This window comes from Rhizobium sp. SL86, from assembly GCF_026672545.1.
GTDB lineage: Bacteria > Pseudomonadota > Alphaproteobacteria > Rhizobiales > Rhizobiaceae > Neorhizobium.
Genome location: NZ_JAPPRJ010000009.1, coordinates 615,950 through 632,373, shown reverse-complemented (window position 1 = coordinate 632,373; position 16,424 = coordinate 615,950). Strand labels below are relative to the sequence as shown.

At 63.7% G+C, this 16,424-nt stretch carries 15 protein-coding genes; 9 read left to right on the top strand and 6 right to left on the bottom strand.

What is annotated here, in order from left to right; all coding sequences use genetic code 11:
* Window positions 1-29 precede the first annotated feature (29 nt).
* Window positions 30-1,223, bottom strand: coding sequence for an IS701 family transposase (locus OU993_RS26300; protein ID WP_268161945.1), 1,194 nt, complete (start codon window positions 1,221-1,223; stop codon window positions 30-32).
* 105 nt (window positions 1,224-1,328) lie between these two features.
* Between OU993_RS26300 and OU993_RS26295 the strand changes: the two genes are divergently transcribed.
* Complete coding sequence (locus OU993_RS26295) at window positions 1,329-1,934, top strand: class I SAM-dependent methyltransferase (protein WP_268161943.1); 606 nt, start codon at window positions 1,329-1,331, stop codon at window positions 1,932-1,934.
* A gap of 13 nt (window positions 1,935-1,947) precedes the next feature.
* Here the strand turns inward: OU993_RS26295 and OU993_RS26290 are convergent, their stop codons facing one another.
* Window positions 1,948-3,876: a putative bifunctional diguanylate cyclase/phosphodiesterase gene (locus tag OU993_RS26290; protein ID WP_268161941.1), complete on the bottom strand. Its 1,929-nt coding sequence runs from the start codon at window positions 3,874-3,876 to the stop codon at window positions 1,948-1,950.
* 466 nt (window positions 3,877-4,342) lie between these two features.
* On the opposite strand from OU993_RS26290, the gene OU993_RS26285 reads away from it, so the two are divergent.
* The gene (locus OU993_RS26285; RefSeq protein WP_268161939.1) at window positions 4,343-5,683 is read left to right on the top strand and encodes a DUF1800 family protein; all 1,341 of its coding nucleotides are present in this window, start codon (window positions 4,343-4,345) and stop codon (window positions 5,681-5,683) included.
* Window positions 5,684-5,685: 2 nt separating this feature from the next.
* On the top strand, window positions 5,686-6,825 hold the full coding sequence (locus tag OU993_RS26280; protein ID WP_268161937.1) for a DUF1501 domain-containing protein: 1,140 nt from the start codon (window positions 5,686-5,688) through the stop codon (window positions 6,823-6,825).
* Window positions 6,826-6,831: 6 nt separating this feature from the next.
* On the opposite strand, the gene OU993_RS26275 is transcribed toward OU993_RS26280, so the two are convergent.
* Complete coding sequence (locus tag OU993_RS26275) at window positions 6,832-7,221, bottom strand: acyl-CoA thioesterase (RefSeq protein ID WP_268161935.1); 390 nt, start codon at window positions 7,219-7,221, stop codon at window positions 6,832-6,834.
* Window positions 7,222-7,395: 174 nt separating this feature from the next.
* On the opposite strand from OU993_RS26275, the gene OU993_RS26270 reads away from it, so the two are divergent.
* The 4 genes from OU993_RS26270 to OU993_RS26255 all read left to right on the top strand — a co-directional run bounded on the left by OU993_RS26270 (window position 7,396) and on the right by OU993_RS26255 (window position 12,588).
* Window positions 7,396-9,210 carry a methyl-accepting chemotaxis protein gene (locus OU993_RS26270; protein ID WP_268161933.1) on the top strand — a complete coding sequence of 605 codons (1,815 nt, stop codon included), beginning with the start codon at window positions 7,396-7,398 and terminating at the stop codon, window positions 9,208-9,210.
* Window positions 9,211-9,361: 151 nt separating this feature from the next.
* A complete protein-coding gene (locus OU993_RS26265) occupies window positions 9,362-9,940 on the top strand; it encodes an NAD(P)H-dependent oxidoreductase (protein WP_268161930.1) in 579 nt (192 codons plus the stop codon).
* A gap of 122 nt (window positions 9,941-10,062) precedes the next feature.
* Window positions 10,063-11,370: an extensin-like domain-containing protein gene (locus OU993_RS26260; protein ID WP_268161927.1), complete on the top strand. Its 1,308-nt coding sequence runs from the start codon at window positions 10,063-10,065 to the stop codon at window positions 11,368-11,370.
* Between the two features lie 165 nt (window positions 11,371-11,535).
* Window positions 11,536-12,588: a D-alanine--D-alanine ligase family protein gene (locus tag OU993_RS26255; protein ID WP_268161924.1), complete on the top strand. Its 1,053-nt coding sequence runs from the start codon at window positions 11,536-11,538 to the stop codon at window positions 12,586-12,588.
* Here OU993_RS26255 and OU993_RS26250 read toward each other — a convergent pair.
* From OU993_RS26250 to OU993_RS26240, 3 genes are all read right to left on the bottom strand, one after another.
* Window positions 12,537-13,214: a tyrosine-protein phosphatase gene (locus OU993_RS26250; RefSeq protein ID WP_268161921.1), complete on the bottom strand. Its 678-nt coding sequence runs from the start codon at window positions 13,212-13,214 to the stop codon at window positions 12,537-12,539. The genes OU993_RS26255 and OU993_RS26250 overlap by 52 nt on opposite strands.
* A 138-nt stretch (window positions 13,215-13,352) precedes the next feature.
* Window positions 13,353-13,895, bottom strand: coding sequence for a cytochrome b/b6 domain-containing protein (locus tag OU993_RS26245; protein WP_442793043.1), 543 nt, complete (start codon window positions 13,893-13,895; stop codon window positions 13,353-13,355).
* Window positions 13,895-14,161 carry a PepSY domain-containing protein gene (locus OU993_RS26240; RefSeq protein WP_268161919.1) on the bottom strand — a complete coding sequence of 89 codons (267 nt, stop codon included), beginning with the start codon at window positions 14,159-14,161 and terminating at the stop codon, window positions 13,895-13,897. Before OU993_RS26240 ends, OU993_RS26245 begins: the two co-directional genes overlap by 1 nt.
* Before the next feature lie 158 nt (window positions 14,162-14,319).
* On the opposite strand from OU993_RS26240, the gene OU993_RS26235 reads away from it, so the two are divergent.
* Both OU993_RS26235 and OU993_RS26230 read left to right on the top strand, forming a co-directional pair.
* Entirely contained in the window at window positions 14,320-14,985 is a 666-nt protein-coding gene (locus OU993_RS26235) for a response regulator (RefSeq protein ID WP_268161917.1), read from the top strand.
* Window positions 14,978-16,333, top strand: coding sequence for a sensor histidine kinase (locus tag OU993_RS26230; protein ID WP_268161916.1), 1,356 nt, complete (start codon window positions 14,978-14,980; stop codon window positions 16,331-16,333). Before OU993_RS26235 ends, OU993_RS26230 begins: the two co-directional genes overlap by 8 nt.
* Window positions 16,334-16,424 lie beyond the last annotated feature (91 nt).

Below are 16,424 nucleotides of genomic sequence, written 5' to 3'. Positions count from 1 at the left end.
AGTCGTGTAGGACTGCTTGAGCCTATGGATCACGCCACAGCCATCACCTGATCGTCTGGACTCGTTTCGTTCCATTTCCCGAATGCGTGGCGGCGTTGCTGAGCACTGATCTTCACGAGAAATGCAGCTGCAACCATCACCAGGCTCATATGACGATGCCACCCATGCCAGGAGCGCGCCTCGCAATGGTCGAGACCTAGATCATCCTTGGCGCGCAGGAAGCATTCTTCGATTGTCCAGCGCAATCCGGCAGCGGCCGCAAGTTCAGCCAATGTCGTCTCAGCAGGAGCGTTTGCGAAGTAGTAGGCGATAGCGTCTGGATTACGCAGACTACGCCGCGCAAGAAGCCAGCGCTGAAAGCCATCTTCATTGGGTCGGGCAATTGGCAGACGTGTCCATTCATAAAGGCGCGGCCCCTTGGTTCCTTCTCCCGCAGACAGTGCCTGCCATGCCTGTGCATCCAACTCATCGATCATCGTTTCCGTATCCGTGAGGATGAGCTGTTCTTCGCGAAAGATCCGCAGTGTATGGTTCGAGCGAACCGCGAGGACATAAGGCTGTTTGCGCCTTTCCAGTGCACTCCTGAATTTGCTGTCCGAGCCATAAAGAGCATCCGCCAGCACGAAGGCGCATGGGACGCCCTCGTCAAGAATCCGTTCAATCATCATGCGCGCGATCGTAGGCTTGGTCGCAAAGGCAAGATCCTCCGGAACGCTCGCTTTTTGCAGACGCTCCGGATCTTCGGCCCATTCCTTGGGAAGGTAGAGTTGCCTATCGATGAGAGCATGACCAAAACGACTGGCATAGCCGGCAAATACGCCTACCTGACAGTTCTCAATCCGACCTGCTGTCCCGGAATATTGTCGTGCGACACCGACAGATTGATCGCCTTTCTTCAAGAACCCCGTTTCATCAACGACAAGAACTCCGTCAGGGTCCCCCAGCGCCTCGATCACATAATGGCGAACACGTTCACAGAGCTCATCCGCAGACCACAAGGACCTTCCCAATAATGACTGGATACGATAGGGGCGATCCAGGCCGGCTTCTTCCGCCAGCATCCAGCCCGTCTTACGTTCAGCGCGGGATAAAAGCCCATCGATGAAAATTCCAGCGGTCTGCCTCTGCTCAATGCGCTTGAATGCGGGGGCAATGAACCTCTTTATTTCCGTCAGTGTACGCCGCCAATCGACAAGCCCGCCCGCCCAGGATGAAACAGACATTGCGTATCTCCCTATTCGCCAACCAGCGGAAGGGAATCATGATTTACCCCAAAACACAACTGTAGTACTAGGTTAGGCGCATCTGTCATGGAGTGTCTCCCACCGATGTTATCGCTTGACCAGCGGATCGCGCTGAAAACCAGCACGCCGCGCACCATGTTGTCCCCGCAGCACACCGAACATTGCCGCGTTTTGCCGAACCGCACCGACCTGCTGCATCGCCTGCCGCAAGGCGGCGTCGCGGCGGAAATCGGTGTTGCCTTCGGCGATTACACCGCCGAGATCCTCGCCCACAACCGCCCCGCCCGGCTGCATCTCATCGATGCCTGGGATCTCAGCCGTTATAACGAGGGGTATGAACGGGTGACCAGCCGTTTCGCCGAGGAGATCGCGGGCGGGCAGGTGCAGCTGCATATCGGCGGTTCGACCGAGCAACTGGCGGGTTTTGCCAATGCGACCTTCGACTGGGTCTATATCGACACCGACCATTCTTATGCCAACAGCTGGAACGAGCTGGTGTTGTGCCAGACCAAGGTGAAACCGCACGGGCGCATCTGCGGCCATGATTTCTGCACCGGCAATGTGATCAAACCGGTCGTCTATGGCGTGGTGCAGGCGGTCAACCGGTTTTGCGTCGAGTATGGCTGGCAGTTCGAGTTCCTGACGCTCGATCCGGATGCGCATTTTTCCTACTGCCTGAAGCGGTTGTGAGAACCGCCTTCGTTCAGCCGATCAGGCGCGTGCGCTGTTCCTTGTCCTGCCGTTCGGCGATCCAGCCGGCAATACGTTCGACCGGCATGGGCCGGGCAAAAAGATAACCTTGGCCCTGTTCGCAGCCGAGCGCACGCAGCGCCTCGGCATCTGCTTCCGTTTCCACCCCTTCGGCCAGCATCTCCATCGACAGCGCATCGCCAAGACTGATGAGCGCGGAGACGATCGCCTGGTTGCGTTTGGAGGCGGCGATGTGGGCGATGATGCCGCGGTCGATCTTCAGCCGGTCGACCTTCAGGTCGATCAGCCGGGTCAGCGAGGAATGGCCCGCGCCGAAATCGTCGACGGCAAGCGCAAAACCCGACTGTTCGAGCCGTTTCAGCTGTTCGCCGGCAATCACCGTGTCGAGCAGCGCCTCTTCCGTGATCTCGACTTCCAGCAGTTGCGGATCGATGCCGTGGCGGGCAACGGTCGCATCCAGCAGGTCGGCGACCGAATAGAGGGCAAACTCGCGCGGCGAGACGTTGACCGCAACGGTTGCCTCCGGCAGGCCCAGTCCGGGCAGGTCGATGAGCAGCCGGCAGCATGCATCGGCAATCGCGCCCGTCAGCTTGTCCGACTGGTGCACCGTATGCGCGGCCGCCACGATTTCCGGCGGGGCGATAAAACCGAGCGTCGGATGGTGCCAGCGCACCAGCGCCTCGAAACCGGTGATGCGCTGGGTTTTCAGGCAGACTTGCGGCTGGAACCAGGCCTCCACCTGGCCCGTCTCGATCGCCGGCACCACGTCGGTCTCGATCTGCCGCTGGCGTTCGGCCGCGGCGCGCAGTTTCGGATCGAACTTGCGCCAGCGACCACGCCCCTGATCCTTCGACCGGTACAGCGCCATATCCGCGGAGACGAACAGTTCGTCGGCGGTTGTGGCATGGTCGGGATAGATCGCCAGCCCGATGGAGGTGCCGACCATACAGGTCTGGCCATTCAGCACAAAAGGTTTGCGGCCCTGGCGCAGCACCGCTTCGGCAACGCGCGGCCCTTCCGCCGCCGGATCGCGGCCGGACACGATGATGGCGAATTCATCGCCGCCCAGGCGTGCAACGACGGTATGGGCCGGCGGAAGATTGTTGCGCAGGCGGGTGGCGAATTCCGTCAGAAGCTCGTCACCGATCTTGTGCCCCATGGTGTCGTTGACGTGCTTGAAGCGGTCGAGATCGATGACCAGCAGGCTGAGTTTCTGCTCCGAGGCCGCCGCCTCTGCAATGCCGTCACGCAGCGCCTCGTTGAAGGCGGCGCGGTTGGCAAGACCGGTGAGCGGGTCGCAATTGGCCAGAAGTTCCAGACGGGCATTGACCTGCAGAATGTCGTGGTTGGCCTCCTGAAGCGAGGTTGTCATGGCATTCGCTTCAAGCTTTCGGTTGGTGCTTTCGATGAAGATGCTCTCGCCCATGATGGCACTACGGTGCAGGATGATGGTCAGCGCGACAACGTTGAGGGCCAGGATGATGCTGGTGAGGCCATCCTGCAGCAGCAGCGACAGGGCGACGGACAAATGGCAGGGGAGCGCGAAGGCAAGGCCGTTCCAGCGATAACCGATGCTCATCAGGACGGCACCGGTGGCGACGCCGAGGATCATCAGATAAAAGCCGCCGTCGACACTATAAACGCTGAAGTCGTTGAGAACGAAGGGAAGCGAGGCCCAGGCGAAACCGCTGCTGCCCGCACCCGAGGCGAGCAGGGTCAATGAGCGTTCCGGATTGCTGTTCTGAAGCCGCTTACGGAGGATCAGGCTCCTGAGGACCGCACGCGCCACGAGTGTCGCAAGCACCGTGGTGAGCCACCACCACGCCGCCTTATCGCCCGGTGCACGCAACCAGACAAGTGCAAAGGCCGACAACGACACCAGCATATTGGTGACCAGCGTCGAGGGCAGGCGCTGCAGCAAGGTTTCCGCCTGGATGCGGTGGACCTCTTGAATGGAGGGTTTGTCTGCTTTGATCGTAGGCCTCCCCGGTCGTGGCATGACCGACCTGCATCTTTATTAGAAAAACTGACAGGCTCTTGATAAAATTCCCTTAAACACAGGCCGTCCGGGGCAACCAGAAGACGAAAATCTGTGGATCGGGCCGGCTGATCCCGACGATCCCCAGCGGGATGGGAGAAACTTCCTGCTGGCGATGCCGGAAAATGGCCTCATTCAGGCACCTCTAAGGACGTGATGACACGGCTGATGTCGAGCGAGGGTGTCGAGCGCAGGCCGGCGGGCTGGCGGACGGGCATCGCCGGAAGAGGAGCCCAGGGCCACATGACGGCATCTTTTGCGACAGTGGCGGCGCGGCGCTACGGTTACGGCCTTTGCCCGGGCGAAACACCTCCGGGCGACATTGATGCACTCATGCGGCAGGTCACCCGTGGGGCTGGCCGCCAAACCGGTCTTTCCGCGGGAAGGTCTGACCGGGCGCAAGGAAGCGGTCGGCCGTCTGGTCGCCGTGCGCACTGTCGAGGCGAAGGCGGCGCAGCAGGGGCGACCGAACACCGCGCTGCGGCAGGACAGCGAACGCGAGGCCGAGCGGATGTTTGCCCGCGACGCCCTTGCCAGGCTGTTCCAGGCGGTGCAATCGGAACTTGGCTTCTATGAACGGCTGGTCTCGTTCTGGATGGACCACTTCGCCATTGATGCCCGCGCCCGTTATGAAACCCGGCTGATGATCGGCCTGTTCGAGGCGGAAGCCGTTCGGCCGCATCTCGGGGGTGCCTTTGCGGATCTGCTCCGCTCGGCAACCCTGCACCCGACTATGCTGATCGCCTTCGACCAGACACGCTCCGCAAGTCCTCAATCGCCGTCCGGTGCCGCTGCTGGCGCCGAACTGCGGGATCATCTGGCCCGTTATCTCCTGTTTCACCAGACCATGGGCGGGACCGGCGTCACCGAGGAGGACGTGCGGGGTGCCGCGCTCCTGCTGGCGGGGGTTGGTGTCGATCCGGCAACGCTTTCGCTGACGCATGTTCCGGCGCAGGCGGATCCTGTCGCGCAGGCCGTGCTGGGCAAGACCTATGGCGCGGAGGGGCGCAAACCCGACGATCACCTGCGGCTGATCGAGGATCTTGCCTCGCGGCCGGAGACGATCGACCATATCTGCCGCAAGCTCGCGACGCATTTTCTCGGCGCCGAGGTGGCCGGTGAGGTGACGGACGGCATGCGAGCAGCCTGGGTGGCGAGCGGCGGAACGCTGAGTGCCGTCTACCGGGCGATGCTGGCGCATCCGGCGGCGTTTTCGCCGCAACCGCGGGTCTTGCTGCGGCCGTTCGATGTCGTCGTTTCCGCCTTGCGCGCCTTCGGCCTTCCGGCACGGCAACTGGACGAGATTGCTGCCCAGGCGAGCGGCGTGCCGATTGAAAGTTCGGCGGAGCCGGAGGCGAAGACGGGCGCGCGGCTTGCGCCAGGTGTCGCCGCGCAACTCACGCTGGACGGTTTGCGCCGCATGGGCCAGCCGATCTGGCAGCCGCCGGTGCTGGACGGGCCGCCGGAGGAGGAAACGTCATGGCTGACGGGGCCGTTGCTCGACGAACGAATTGCCTGGGCGCGGCTGGCGACACGGGTACTGCCGATCACACCCGATCCGGAACACCTGTTGCAGGCAGCACTGGCGGATGCGGTGCCGGACGATCTGGTGAGGCTGGTGCGCGAGGCGCCGAGCCGGTCGCAGGCGCTGACCATGGTTCTCGTTTCGCCGGCCTTCAACAGGAGATGATCATGCCCCTGTTTGCATGCCTTTCCCGACGCGCCTTCCTGGGGGGCGCCGCAAGTTTGCCGCTGATGCCGGCACCCCTGTTTGCCGCCGTGCCGGGCGACAATCGTCTCGTCGTCATCCTGCTCAGGGGCGGCATGGACGGGCTCAGCCTGGTGCAGCCGCTGGACGATCCGCATCTTCAGGTGCTTCGGCCGGAGTTGGCGCTGACCCTTGACGACGGACTGCTGGATCTCGACGGGCAGTTCGGCCTGCATCCGGCGGCGTCACCGCTTCTTGCCTTGTGGCATGCGAGGGAACTGGCCTTCGTGCACGCCATTGCCTCGTCCTATCGCAGTGCCACGCCCCGGCATTTCGAGGCGCAGGACATGCTGGAGGCGGGGGAGGCGCATGGCGCGACGCTGCCGACGGGCTGGCTGAACCGCGCTCTCTCCTCCATTCCCCGTGCCGGCGCCCGCAAGGCGGAGAATCTCGACGGCCTGCACGGCCTGTTGCTGTCGGGACCGAACGACAACATGGTGAATGCGAGGCCGCAGATCCCGCCGCTCGGTGTCGATGAGATCGCTTTCCTCGAGCGGCTTTATGGTGATGATGCCGGTTTCCGCGATGCGCTGCGTGACGTCGGGCCTTTGCAACAGGGCGACGACTGGATTGCCAGCGTGATGGGCCTGGTCGTGGAGCGGCTGACCGGCGAGGCGCGCCTGGCAAGCCTGTCCCTGCCCGGTTGGGATACGCATGCCGATCAGGCAACGCTGCTTGCCACGCCGATCAGCCAGCTTGCGACCGCAATCCTCGCCTTGCGGGCGGCCGTGTCCCCCGCCATCTGGGCCTCGACCGTTGTCCTGGCGGTGACGGAGTTCGGCCGCACCGTGGCACAGAATGCCGGCGGCGGGACCGATCACGGGACGGCCAGCCTGGCGCTGGTCGCCGGCGGGACGGTGTCGGGTGGTCGTGTGCTCGGCACCTGGCCGGGCCTTGCGCCGGAGCAATTGTACGAGGGCCGCGACCTGATGCCGACAACGGACGTGCGGGCACTGGCTGCGGCGCTTCTGCACCGCCAGTTCGACATCAGCCACTCCAATCTTGCCGGGCGGGTGTTCCCCGGGCTCGACCTGTCGCAGGCGTCCGACGTTCTCAGCCTCTAGGCGAGGTCAGTCCTGCGGCACTTGTGCCGGCTTGCCCTCGGCATCCAGCGCAACCATGATGAAGGTGCCTTCCGTGACCTTCTCCTTGTTGCCGATGCGGGAACGGTTGACCCAGGCCTCGACCTGCAGGGTCAGCGACGTGCGGCCGATGCGGGTGAGTTCCGTATAGATGCTCAGCGTATCGCCGATCTTGACCGGGCGCTGGAAGGCCATTTCCTTCACCGCTGCGGTCACCACACGACAGCGGGCCCGTTCTCCGGCACGAATGCCGGCCGCCAAGTCCATCTGCGCCATGACCCAGCCGCCGAATATATCGCCGGCGGGATTGGCATCACCCGGCATCGCCAATGTTCTGAGCGTCAGTTCACCTTCAGGTACATCGCTGGTCTTCGTCATGGGATCCGCACTTATGTTGCGTTGCAAAACAACGCGACTGTATTGCCGCCGATCCGTGCTGGCAATCGGCTTCGTTTCGGAATGCGAAGAAAACAGAGTGTGTATCGGCATTTACCAGTCCTAAAGATTGTAAATGTTATTAGCTCAAATGCTGAATTTTTTGGGGGACTGCTGATGAACAACTTGCGACTCTCGACTCGCCTCTACTTCCTGGTCGCACTCGCCGTGGTCATCCTGGCGGGCGCGATGACGATCAGTCTGTCACAAAGCTACGAAGCACTTGAGAAGGAACGAAAATCAGCGCTTGCTTTCATGAATGCGAACGCGCTCGGCGTGCTGAAGATGTATCATGAGCAGGAAAAGTCCGGCGCGCTGACCCGCCAGCAGGCGCAGGAGGCGGCCAAGACGATCCTCGCAGCCATGCGTTACGACAATGGTAGCGGTTACTTCTGGATCAACGACATGCATCCGAAGATGGTGATGCATCCGATCAAGCCGGAAATGAACGGCTCGGACCTGACCCAGAACAAGGATCCGAACGGCAAGTTTCTTTTCGTCGAGTTCGTCAACACGGTGAAGGCGAGCGGCCAGGGTTTTGTCGATTATGACTGGCCGAAGCCGGGTGCTGACCAGCCGGTCGAGAAATATTCGCATGTGGCGGGCTTCGAGCCCTGGGGCTGGGTGGTCGGTACCGGCGTTTATGTCGACGACCTGGAGGCCCTGTTCTGGCAGAAGGCGCTGCGGTTCGGCCTGATTTCCTCCGCCGGCCTGCTCATCTTGGCCGCCGCCGCTTTCCTGATCGTCAAGAGCGTTACCGGTCCGGTCGGCCAGCTGCGTCTTGCGCTGCAACGGATGGCGACCGGTGATGCGAACGTGGAGATTGCCAGCGCCGAGGCCCGTGACGAGCTGGGCGACATCGCCCGCTCCGTCATCGTGCTGCGGGATGCGGTGAACGAACGGGCGCAGCTGCAGGCACGCGATGCCGACCAGCAGCGCGCCATTGCCGCGGACCGTGAGCGGACGGCGCAGGAAGCGCAGCACAATGCCTTGCGCCAGGAACGGGCGATGCACGAGCTGGGACATGCGCTGGAGGAACTGGCACGCGGCAATCTTGCGGTGACGCTTGGTGATCTCGGCGAAGACTATGCCAAGGTGCGGGACGACTTCAACCGCGCCGTCGGTTCGTTGCGCAAGACGATCACCGCGCTCGCCGAGACCGGCCATGTGGTGCACGGCAGCGCGTCCGACATTTCGAGCGCGACCGGCAACCTGTCGCGCCGGACCGAACAGCAGGCGGCAGCCCTCGAGGAAACGGCCGCGGCGCTGGAAGAAATCACCGCGACCGTCAAGACCGCCTCCGAACGGGCCGCCGAAGCCCGCGCCATGGTGGCCGAGACGAAGCAGAGTGCCGGCCGCTCCGGCGAGATCGTCAGCAAGGCGATCACCGCGATGGGCCGGATCGAAGATTCCTCCAGCCGGATCGGCCAGATCATCGGGGTGATCGACGAGATCGCCTTCCAGACGAACCTCCTGGCGCTGAATGCCGGCGTGGAGGCCGCGCGGGCGGGCGAGGCGGGTCGCGGTTTTGCGGTCGTCGCCCAGGAGGTGCGGGAACTCGCGCAGCGGTCCGCCAATGCAGCTAAGGAAATCAAGTCGCTGATCCAGAACTCCACCAGCGAGGTGGAGGCCGGTGTCTCGCTGGTGCGCACGACGGGCGAGGCGCTTGTCGAGATCGTCACGCTGGTCGAGCGGGTGAATGCGCAGGTGGAAGGCATTGCCACCGCCTCGCGCGAACAGGCAACCGGCCTGCAGGAGATCAATTCCTCCGTCAACCACATGGACCAGATGACGCAGCAGAATGCCGCCATGGTGGAGGAGACCACCGCGTCGAGCCAGACGCTTGCCGAACAGAGCCGGCAGCTGCAGGCGTTGCTCGCCGGTTTCCAGCTGGGGCAGGGCGGTTTTGTCCAGAGTTCCAGGGCGGCCTGAGGCGGCTGACCCAGCGCCCAAGCATACAGAACGCCCGCTGTGCAGAACGGCGGGCTTTTTGTTGATCCCGCGTTGATCCGCCGCAAGGAAGGGCCTGTTCGTCCGGGCGATACAGGAGCGCAACCTGCTGTTTGGCACGGGGAGACGGACAATGACGAAGATCGTGATCATCCAGGGCCATCCGGATCCGGCGGGCGACCATTTGTGTCATGCGCTGGCGGGCGCCTATGGCGCGGCGGCGGAGGAGGCGGGGCATTCGGTGACCCACATCGATATTGCCCAGCTCAGGATCGAGTTCCTGCGCAACCAGGCGGAGCAGGAGGAGGGCATGCCGAACGAGGACATCCTGTCTGCCCAGCACAAGATCCGCGAGGCGGAGCATCTGGTCTTCGTCTATCCGCTCTGGCTCGGCGGCATGCCGGCGCTGCTGAAGGCGTTCCTCGAGCAGGTGGCGCGGCCGGGTTTTGCCTATGATCCCAGCAAGGGCCCGTTTGGCGGCAAACTTCTCTCCGGCCGCTCGGCGCGGGTGATCGTCACCATGGGCATGCCGGCCTGGTGGTATCGGGTCGTCTATCGGGCGGCGAGCCTTGCGGCGCTGCGCATCGGCATCCTGAACTTCGTCGGCATCAAGCCGGTGCGGGCCACGCTGATCGGCATGGTGGGGGCCAAGGATTTCGATGCGGATGGCTGGCTGATGCGGATGGCCAAACTTGGCGGTGACGCAGCCTGATCCGTCACCGAAAGGCCGGGACATCGCCCTGAAATGACCTTGATCGTGAAAGTGTTCGTTTACCGTGTCCGCCTACACTTGTCCTGTGTGGCATTTCTGCACGCCGGGATTGGGCAGATTGTATGGCGTATGCTTTTTTCGCAAGGCGGGCAGCAGCCTTCCTGATGATATCGACGCTCGTGGTGAGCTGTACCGCTGACGGCCTGGTGCCGCCGGCCGCGATCGATCGGGGCACGCGTGTCTCCGCCATCGCTCCGCAGCCGATCGAGGCCGCCCCTTCCTATCCCGTTGAACCGCAGCCCTTGCCTCCGCAGTCCTCCCAGGCCGCAAAACCGATGATCGACAGCGACGAAGCATTGGCCCTGACCCAGCCGCAGATGCAGGCGCCTGCCTATCATGCGCCGCGGGTGATGGGCGCGCCGGCAAGCAATCTCGGCACGCTGACCTATTCCGCCAATGGCGTGAACATCGATTCCGAACTCGGCCTCGGCGAGGCTGCCGCCCCGCGGGTCGTTGGTCTGGCGGAAGAACAGAATGCCGACATCGCGGAAGGCGTGAGCAACCAGCCGGTGGTGGACGGGATCGGGACCGATAACCCGCGCCCCGTCGGGCGCCGGCCCGCTTATCCCGTGGCGCAACCCATGTCGGCGCCCGTATCCGCGCCGGTGGCACAGACCCCGGATGTGATCACGATCCCGCCGAAACGCAGCGGGCAGAACCAGCGCAGCGATCTCGGCCAGCAGCCGCGCTGGGCCGACCAGTCGCTGGTGACACCGCCGAGTACACCGCAGACGCAGGAAGTGGCGATGCTGATGCCGAAAAAACCGAGCACCGACGCGCCACCACTGAGCCCGCGTTTCGACGAGCCGATGCCGGCCTCGGAACTCGCCTGCCGCCGTGAGCTGAAACGGATGGGTGTCATCTTCACCGACAAGCCGCGGATTTACGACGGGCCGAGCTGCGGCATCGATTATCCGGTGTCGCTGACGGGGCTTTCCGGCAATATTTCGGTCAGCCCTGCCGTGACCTTGAATTGCGAAACGACGCTGGCCTTCGCGAAATGGGTCAAGAACGAACTCGCGCCCTCGGCACGGGCCCGTTATCTGACCGGCATCGGCTCGATCCAGCCGATGGGCGGTTATTCCTGCCGGAGGATGAACAACAGCCGCCAGCGCTACAACCCGATGTCGGAGCATGCGCGGGGGAACGCCATCGATATCGGCCGTTTCACGCTGAAGAACGGCCACGAGATCGATGTGCGCAAGAAGGGTTTCTTTGCCTTCCGCGAAAAGGGTCTCTTGAAGGCGGTGCGCACCGACAGCTGCAAATATTTCAACACGGTGCTGGGTCCGGGCAGCAATCCCGAACACTGGAACCATTTTCACTTCGACCTGCGTGACCGGGCGTCCGGCAACCGTTACTGCGACTGAGTTTTTTGGGACACGGCACGGTGGCTGCGACCGCCGGTGCCCGGTCTCATTGTCGACACAGAGGCATTGATGCTTGGCGCGCCGGCGCATCCTCGCCTGCTGATTCCAAGCCACCTCATTTCATTCCAAATTCTTCGCCACACCCTCCCAGAAAGGATTTTCCGCATGAGCCTCATTACCGTCGGCGTTCTCTATGGCGGCCAGTCGGCAGAACACGACGTGTCGCTGATGTCGGCGGCCAATGTGATGAAGGCCATGGATCGTGCCCGCTACCGGGTGGTGCCGATCGCGATCGGCCGCGACGGGATCTGGTGGCTGAATGCGGATGCGGGCGATGGAGCGGTTGCGCAGCCGGGTGGCGGCGTGCAGGTGGCGCTCGTGCCGGGCGGCAAGGGCCGTCTGGTCGCAGTCGATCAGCCCGGCGCCGGCGACCTGCCCAAACTCGATGTTCTGTTTCCTGTCCTGCACGGTCGTTTCGGCGAGGATGGCACGGTGCAGGGTTATGCCGAAATGGCGGGTTTGCCCTATGCCGGCTGCGGCATCCTGGGCTCTGCGGCGGCGATGGACAAGGATGTCGCCAAACGGCTGTTGCGGGAGGCGGGCGTGCCGGTGGCGCGGTCGATCTGCCTCGATGCACCCGCGACCATAGATGCCGATGCTCTGGAGCGACAGTTCGGTTATCCCTTCTTCGTTAAGCCCGCGCGGCAGGGCTCTTCCTTCGGCGTCTCGCGCGTCGATGGCGCGCAGGCGGTGCGTCCGGCGCTGACCAAAGCCTTCGAGTTCGACACCAAGGTGCTGGTGGAAGAGTTCCTGCCCGGCCGCGAAATCGAGTGCGCGGTGCTGGAGCATGCCGACGGCCGGCTGACGATCTCGCCGCCCGGCGAGATCGTGACGGCAAAGTCGCACGACTTCTACAATTACGAGGCCAAATATTTCGACCCCGACGGCGCCAAGATCATCATCCCCGCCGAGGTGGGCGAGGATGTGGTGGAGCGCGCCAAGGCGATGGCCGGGAAGGCGTTCCGGGCGCTCTCCTGCGAGGGGATCGCGCGCGTCGATTTCTTCCTGCTGGAAGACGGCCGCCTCTACCTCAACGAGATCAACACCATGCCCGGCTGCACGAACCGCTCGATGTATCCGCTGGCGCTTGCCGAATGCGGCGTGAGCTATTCCGGCTGGATCGACGTGGCGATCGAATTCGGGGTGAAGCGGGGGTGATGGCTGGTCGTCGGGCCTGTGAAGCCCAGCCAAGGCTCCAGCGCTTCGAAGGTACGGTCCATGGCCTGTTCGGCGATGAAGGGCAGGGGCAGATGGCCAAAGTAGAGCGAGAGCTGCTGCTCGGCGACCGCTTCGCTCTGTCCCGCAAGCGCGGCGAGGTAGAGAGCGCTGGCAAGGCCTGAGCGATCGGCGCCGGCCTTGCAGTGGATCAGGAGCGGCTTCGGGGCATCGCGCATCAGGTCGATCAGCTGCTCCGCCTTCTCGCGGGTCAGCTCCTTTCTGGCACTGATGCCGAAATCGATATGGACGATGCCGAGTTCGCGCGCGGTGGCGACTTCGTCGTCGTACCAGTCGCGTCCCTCGTTCTCGCCGCGCAGGTTGATGATCGAGCGGATCTTGTGACGCTCGACGTAGCTTTGCAGTCTGGCCGGTGTCGGCTGTGCGGACCGATAGAGTTCGCCCGGAATGACGGGAGCAAAATTGCCGAAAAGCTGCAGGTAACCGAGATAGGCGCCGATCACGCCGAGCGTCAGCAGTGCCGCGAGCAGCAGCCGCGAAAAAACTGCGACGAGCAGCTTTTGGTCGATGCGGTTGTTCCCGGTTGTCTGCAGTGTTCTTGTGTTCATTCGACGGAAGCCTTCGGCACGGATCGGATGGTGGGTGGCGGTGATGGCTGTCTGGGCTTCTTTCCTGACAGACAGCTGAACGCTTTCCGCTGCCGCGGCCTTGCAACAGCGCCGCGGCGGTGATCACTGTGTCAGAGGTCAGCCGAGGTCGCTGCCCGAGGCCGCCCGCTTGCGTCCGGTGATCATGGCGGCCACCAGGTTTTCCCGGTGACGGCGGCTGGCATGGATGACGCCCAGCACATGCAGCGGGATCGCGACGAGGAAGATGTTGGCGAGCGTCTCATGGGTCTCTTCCACCCATTCGACACCCCAATAGGCATCCGTCGTCTGCAGCCAGCCGGTCAACGCGACGGCCGCCGTCAGGGCGATCAGCAGAACCACCATGGCGGCGCCGAGCGGGTTGTGCCCGAGATAGCGCGCCTCGCGGTGTCTGAGCATGTCGCTGGCATAGAGCCATGTCTGGCGCGGGGAGCGGATGAACTGGCCAAACCGCGCATAGCGGCTGCCGACGATGCCGAGCACCAGCCGCACGACAATCAGGCTGCCGGCGGCATAACCTGCGAATTCATGCAGGTTCTGCAATTCGTCGGCGGTGAGCCATGCCGTCACGATGGCTGTCGCCAGTCCCCAGTGGAAGACCCGCAGCAGCGGGTCCCAGACCTTGACAGTGGCGGTCGCCATCAGTCGCCGCTCTTCGTGCTGACTGCCTCGAAGGTCTTCGGATTGAAGTAGGCTTCCACCTTCTTGCCCTTGGCATCGATGGCATAGGCCTCGTAGCAGCCGTCTTCGGTCTTGATCGAGCGCACCTTCCAGCCTTCGCCTTCCAGCTTGGTTTTCAGGGCTTCCCGGGGTTGCCAGTCGTTCATCGGCACAGAACACTTGTCGGAGGCGTGTGCGCTCGATCCGAGGAGGGCGGTGGTTGCAAGTACTGCAACAAAAATACGCATGTTCGTCGTCCTTTCCGTTGTGGATGATGCAAGCTGGGTGCAGAACCTGACGCGCTGCTGAACGCGTCTGCCGGGCAAAACTTGCGCTGGCTTCAGCAGGCTGTCAGCTTTGACTGCCAGAGCCGTCGTTTCGGAATCGGTGGAGGGGGAGCCTGTCTGTGCGAGTCTTGCTGGTCGAGGATGACGACCTTCTGGGAGATGCCGTGCGCACGCATGTGGCGCGCCAGGGCCATGCGGTGGACTGGGCCGAGGACTGCGCGGCAGCGGAGGCGTGCCTGGACGCCAGCCGCTACGATCTCATTCTGCTCGACCTGCGCCTGCCGGATGGGCATGGCCTCGACATCTTGAAGCGCCTCAGGGTTCGGCGCGACGTGACACCCGTGATCATCCTGACCGCGCATGACCAGGTCTCCGACCGGATCGCCGGGCTGAATGCCGGTGCCGACGACTATCTGGTCAAGCCGGTGGATCTGAACGAGCTTCAGGCGCGCATTCACGCGGTGTCGCGTCGCTACCATGCGCAGGCCCTGCCGGAGGTGGCGATCGGTGCGCTGCGGGTGCTGCCTTCCGAGCGACGGGTGGTCGGACCGGACGGCCAGGACATCGGCCTGTCATCGCGCGAATGGGCGGTTCTGGAACGGCTCGTTGCACGCCGCCAGGCGATCCTCTCCAAGACGCAGCTGGAAGATGCGCTCTACGAGTTCGGCGCGGAGGTGGAGAGCAATACGGTCGAGGTCTATGTCAGCCGGCTCAGGCGCAAACTCGGCAAGGACGTGATCGAGACCGTGCGCGGCCTGGGCTACAGGGTGGCCGGCGATGCGTGACAAATCCTTCAGCCTGTCGCGCAGGCTCATCCTGTCGCTGGCAATCCTGCTCGTTCTCTTCTGGGCATTGGCGACCGCGCTTGCCATTCATGCGATGCGCGAAGAGTTCGACGACGTCTTCGACAGCGCCCTGCAGGAGACAACAGAACGGCTGGTGCCGCTGGTGGTGAACGACCTTTTCCACCGGGATGCCAATGCCGAGCCGGTGATATTGCAAGATCTTCCCCCGGGTGATGACGACGGGCAGCTGGGCTATCAGGTGCGCGATGCAAGCGGGCGCGTGCTGCTGCATTCCTCGTATGCGCCTGCGACTGCTTTTGCCGCCCCGCTGACGCCCGGCTTCTGGAGTGATGATCACTACCGCTTCTTCACCGCGGCGACCGTCAGCGGCAGCCTCTTCGTGCAGGTGGCCGATTCGCTTGACCACCGGGCCGAGGCCAATCGCGGCGGCGCGCTGTCGCTCATCCTGCCGGTCCTGCTGCTTTTGCCGCTCGGCATGCTGGCTGTATTATGGGTGGTGCGCCAGGCGATGGCGCCGGTGGAGCGGCTGCTGGTGGCGATTGCCGAGCGCGACGGCACCAATATGACGGCTATCCGCGTGGCGGACCTGCCGCGCGAGCTGGCGCCCATCCCGGCCTCGATCAACCGGCTGCTCGAGAGATTGCACGGCGCGCTGCTGGCGGAGCGGGAACTCGCGTCCAACAGCGCCCACGAACTGCGCACGCCGGTGGCCGGTGCCCTGGCGCAGACCGAGCTTCTGGTCGATGAACTGAAGGACAGTTCCGCCCAGCCGCGGGCGCGGCAGGTGCTGAAGGGGCTACGCCGGCTTTCGGTGATGCTGGAAAAGCTGCTGCAACTGGCGCGCGCCGAGGCGGGCATCGGCATGGCGGAGGAACCGGTGGCGCTGGGCGGTCTATTTGATCTGGTTCTCGCCGATGTCCGGCGCGCCCATCCCGCGCTGGATCTTGCGGTGGAACGCAGCGCCGCCGGTGCGGCCGTCATGCGCCACATCGATCCGGACGCTTTCGGGATCGTCTTCAAGAACCTGCTGGAAAACGCGGTGCGCTATCATCTGCCCGGCTATCCCGTCCACGTCCGCCTGACCGCAGACGGATGCATCTCGGTCACGAATGCCACGCAGCCGCTTGCCGAAAGCGACGTCAACCTGCTGCGCCAGCGGTTCCGCCGCGGCACCTCCAGCGCGCCGGGGTCCGGGCTCGGGCTCGCCATCGTTGACCGGCTGATGCTGCAGATGGGGGGCAGGCTTCTGCTTGCCACCCGCCAGGCGGGCGAGGACACGGTGTTCGAGGCGGTGCTGGATTTTTCCGGAGCCCAGGCGCAGGCCTAACGCCTTCAGCGGATGCGCGGCCCTCGCAATCTCCCCGGCATGCCTATATAGATGGCTTCAACCTGCCTCTTCCTTGAGCATTCCGGGAAAC

Excerpts from the sequence above, each read along its gene's own strand:
- OU993_RS26295 (WP_268161943.1), top strand. The coding sequence starts at position 1,329 with ATGTTATCGCTTGACCAGCGGATCGCGCTGAAAACCAGCACGCCGCGC.
- OU993_RS26275 (WP_268161935.1), bottom strand. The coding sequence starts at position 7,221 with ATGACGAAGACCAGCGATGTACCTGAAGGTGAACTGACGCTCAGAACA.
- OU993_RS26245 (WP_442793043.1), bottom strand. The coding sequence starts at position 13,895 with ATGGCGACCGCCACTGTCAAGGTCTGGGACCCGCTGCTGCGGGTCTTC.
- OU993_RS26255 (WP_268161924.1), top strand. The coding sequence starts at position 11,536 with ATGAGCCTCATTACCGTCGGCGTTCTCTATGGCGGCCAGTCGGCAGAA.
- OU993_RS26300 (WP_268161945.1), bottom strand. The coding sequence starts at position 1,223 with ATGTCTGTTTCATCCTGGGCGGGCGGGCTTGTCGATTGGCGGCGTACA.
- OU993_RS26265 (WP_268161930.1), top strand. The coding sequence starts at position 9,362 with ATGACGAAGATCGTGATCATCCAGGGCCATCCGGATCCGGCGGGCGAC.
- OU993_RS26280 (WP_268161937.1), top strand. The coding sequence starts at position 5,686 with ATGCCCCTGTTTGCATGCCTTTCCCGACGCGCCTTCCTGGGGGGCGCC.
- OU993_RS26230 (WP_268161916.1), top strand. The coding sequence starts at position 14,978 with ATGCGTGACAAATCCTTCAGCCTGTCGCGCAGGCTCATCCTGTCGCTG.
- OU993_RS26260 (WP_268161927.1), top strand. The coding sequence starts at position 10,063 with ATGGCGTATGCTTTTTTCGCAAGGCGGGCAGCAGCCTTCCTGATGATA.
- OU993_RS26240 (WP_268161919.1), bottom strand. The coding sequence starts at position 14,161 with ATGCGTATTTTTGTTGCAGTACTTGCAACCACCGCCCTCCTCGGATCG.
- OU993_RS26250 (WP_268161921.1), bottom strand. The coding sequence starts at position 13,214 with ATGAACACAAGAACACTGCAGACAACCGGGAACAACCGCATCGACCAA.
- OU993_RS26270 (WP_268161933.1), top strand. The coding sequence starts at position 7,396 with ATGAACAACTTGCGACTCTCGACTCGCCTCTACTTCCTGGTCGCACTC.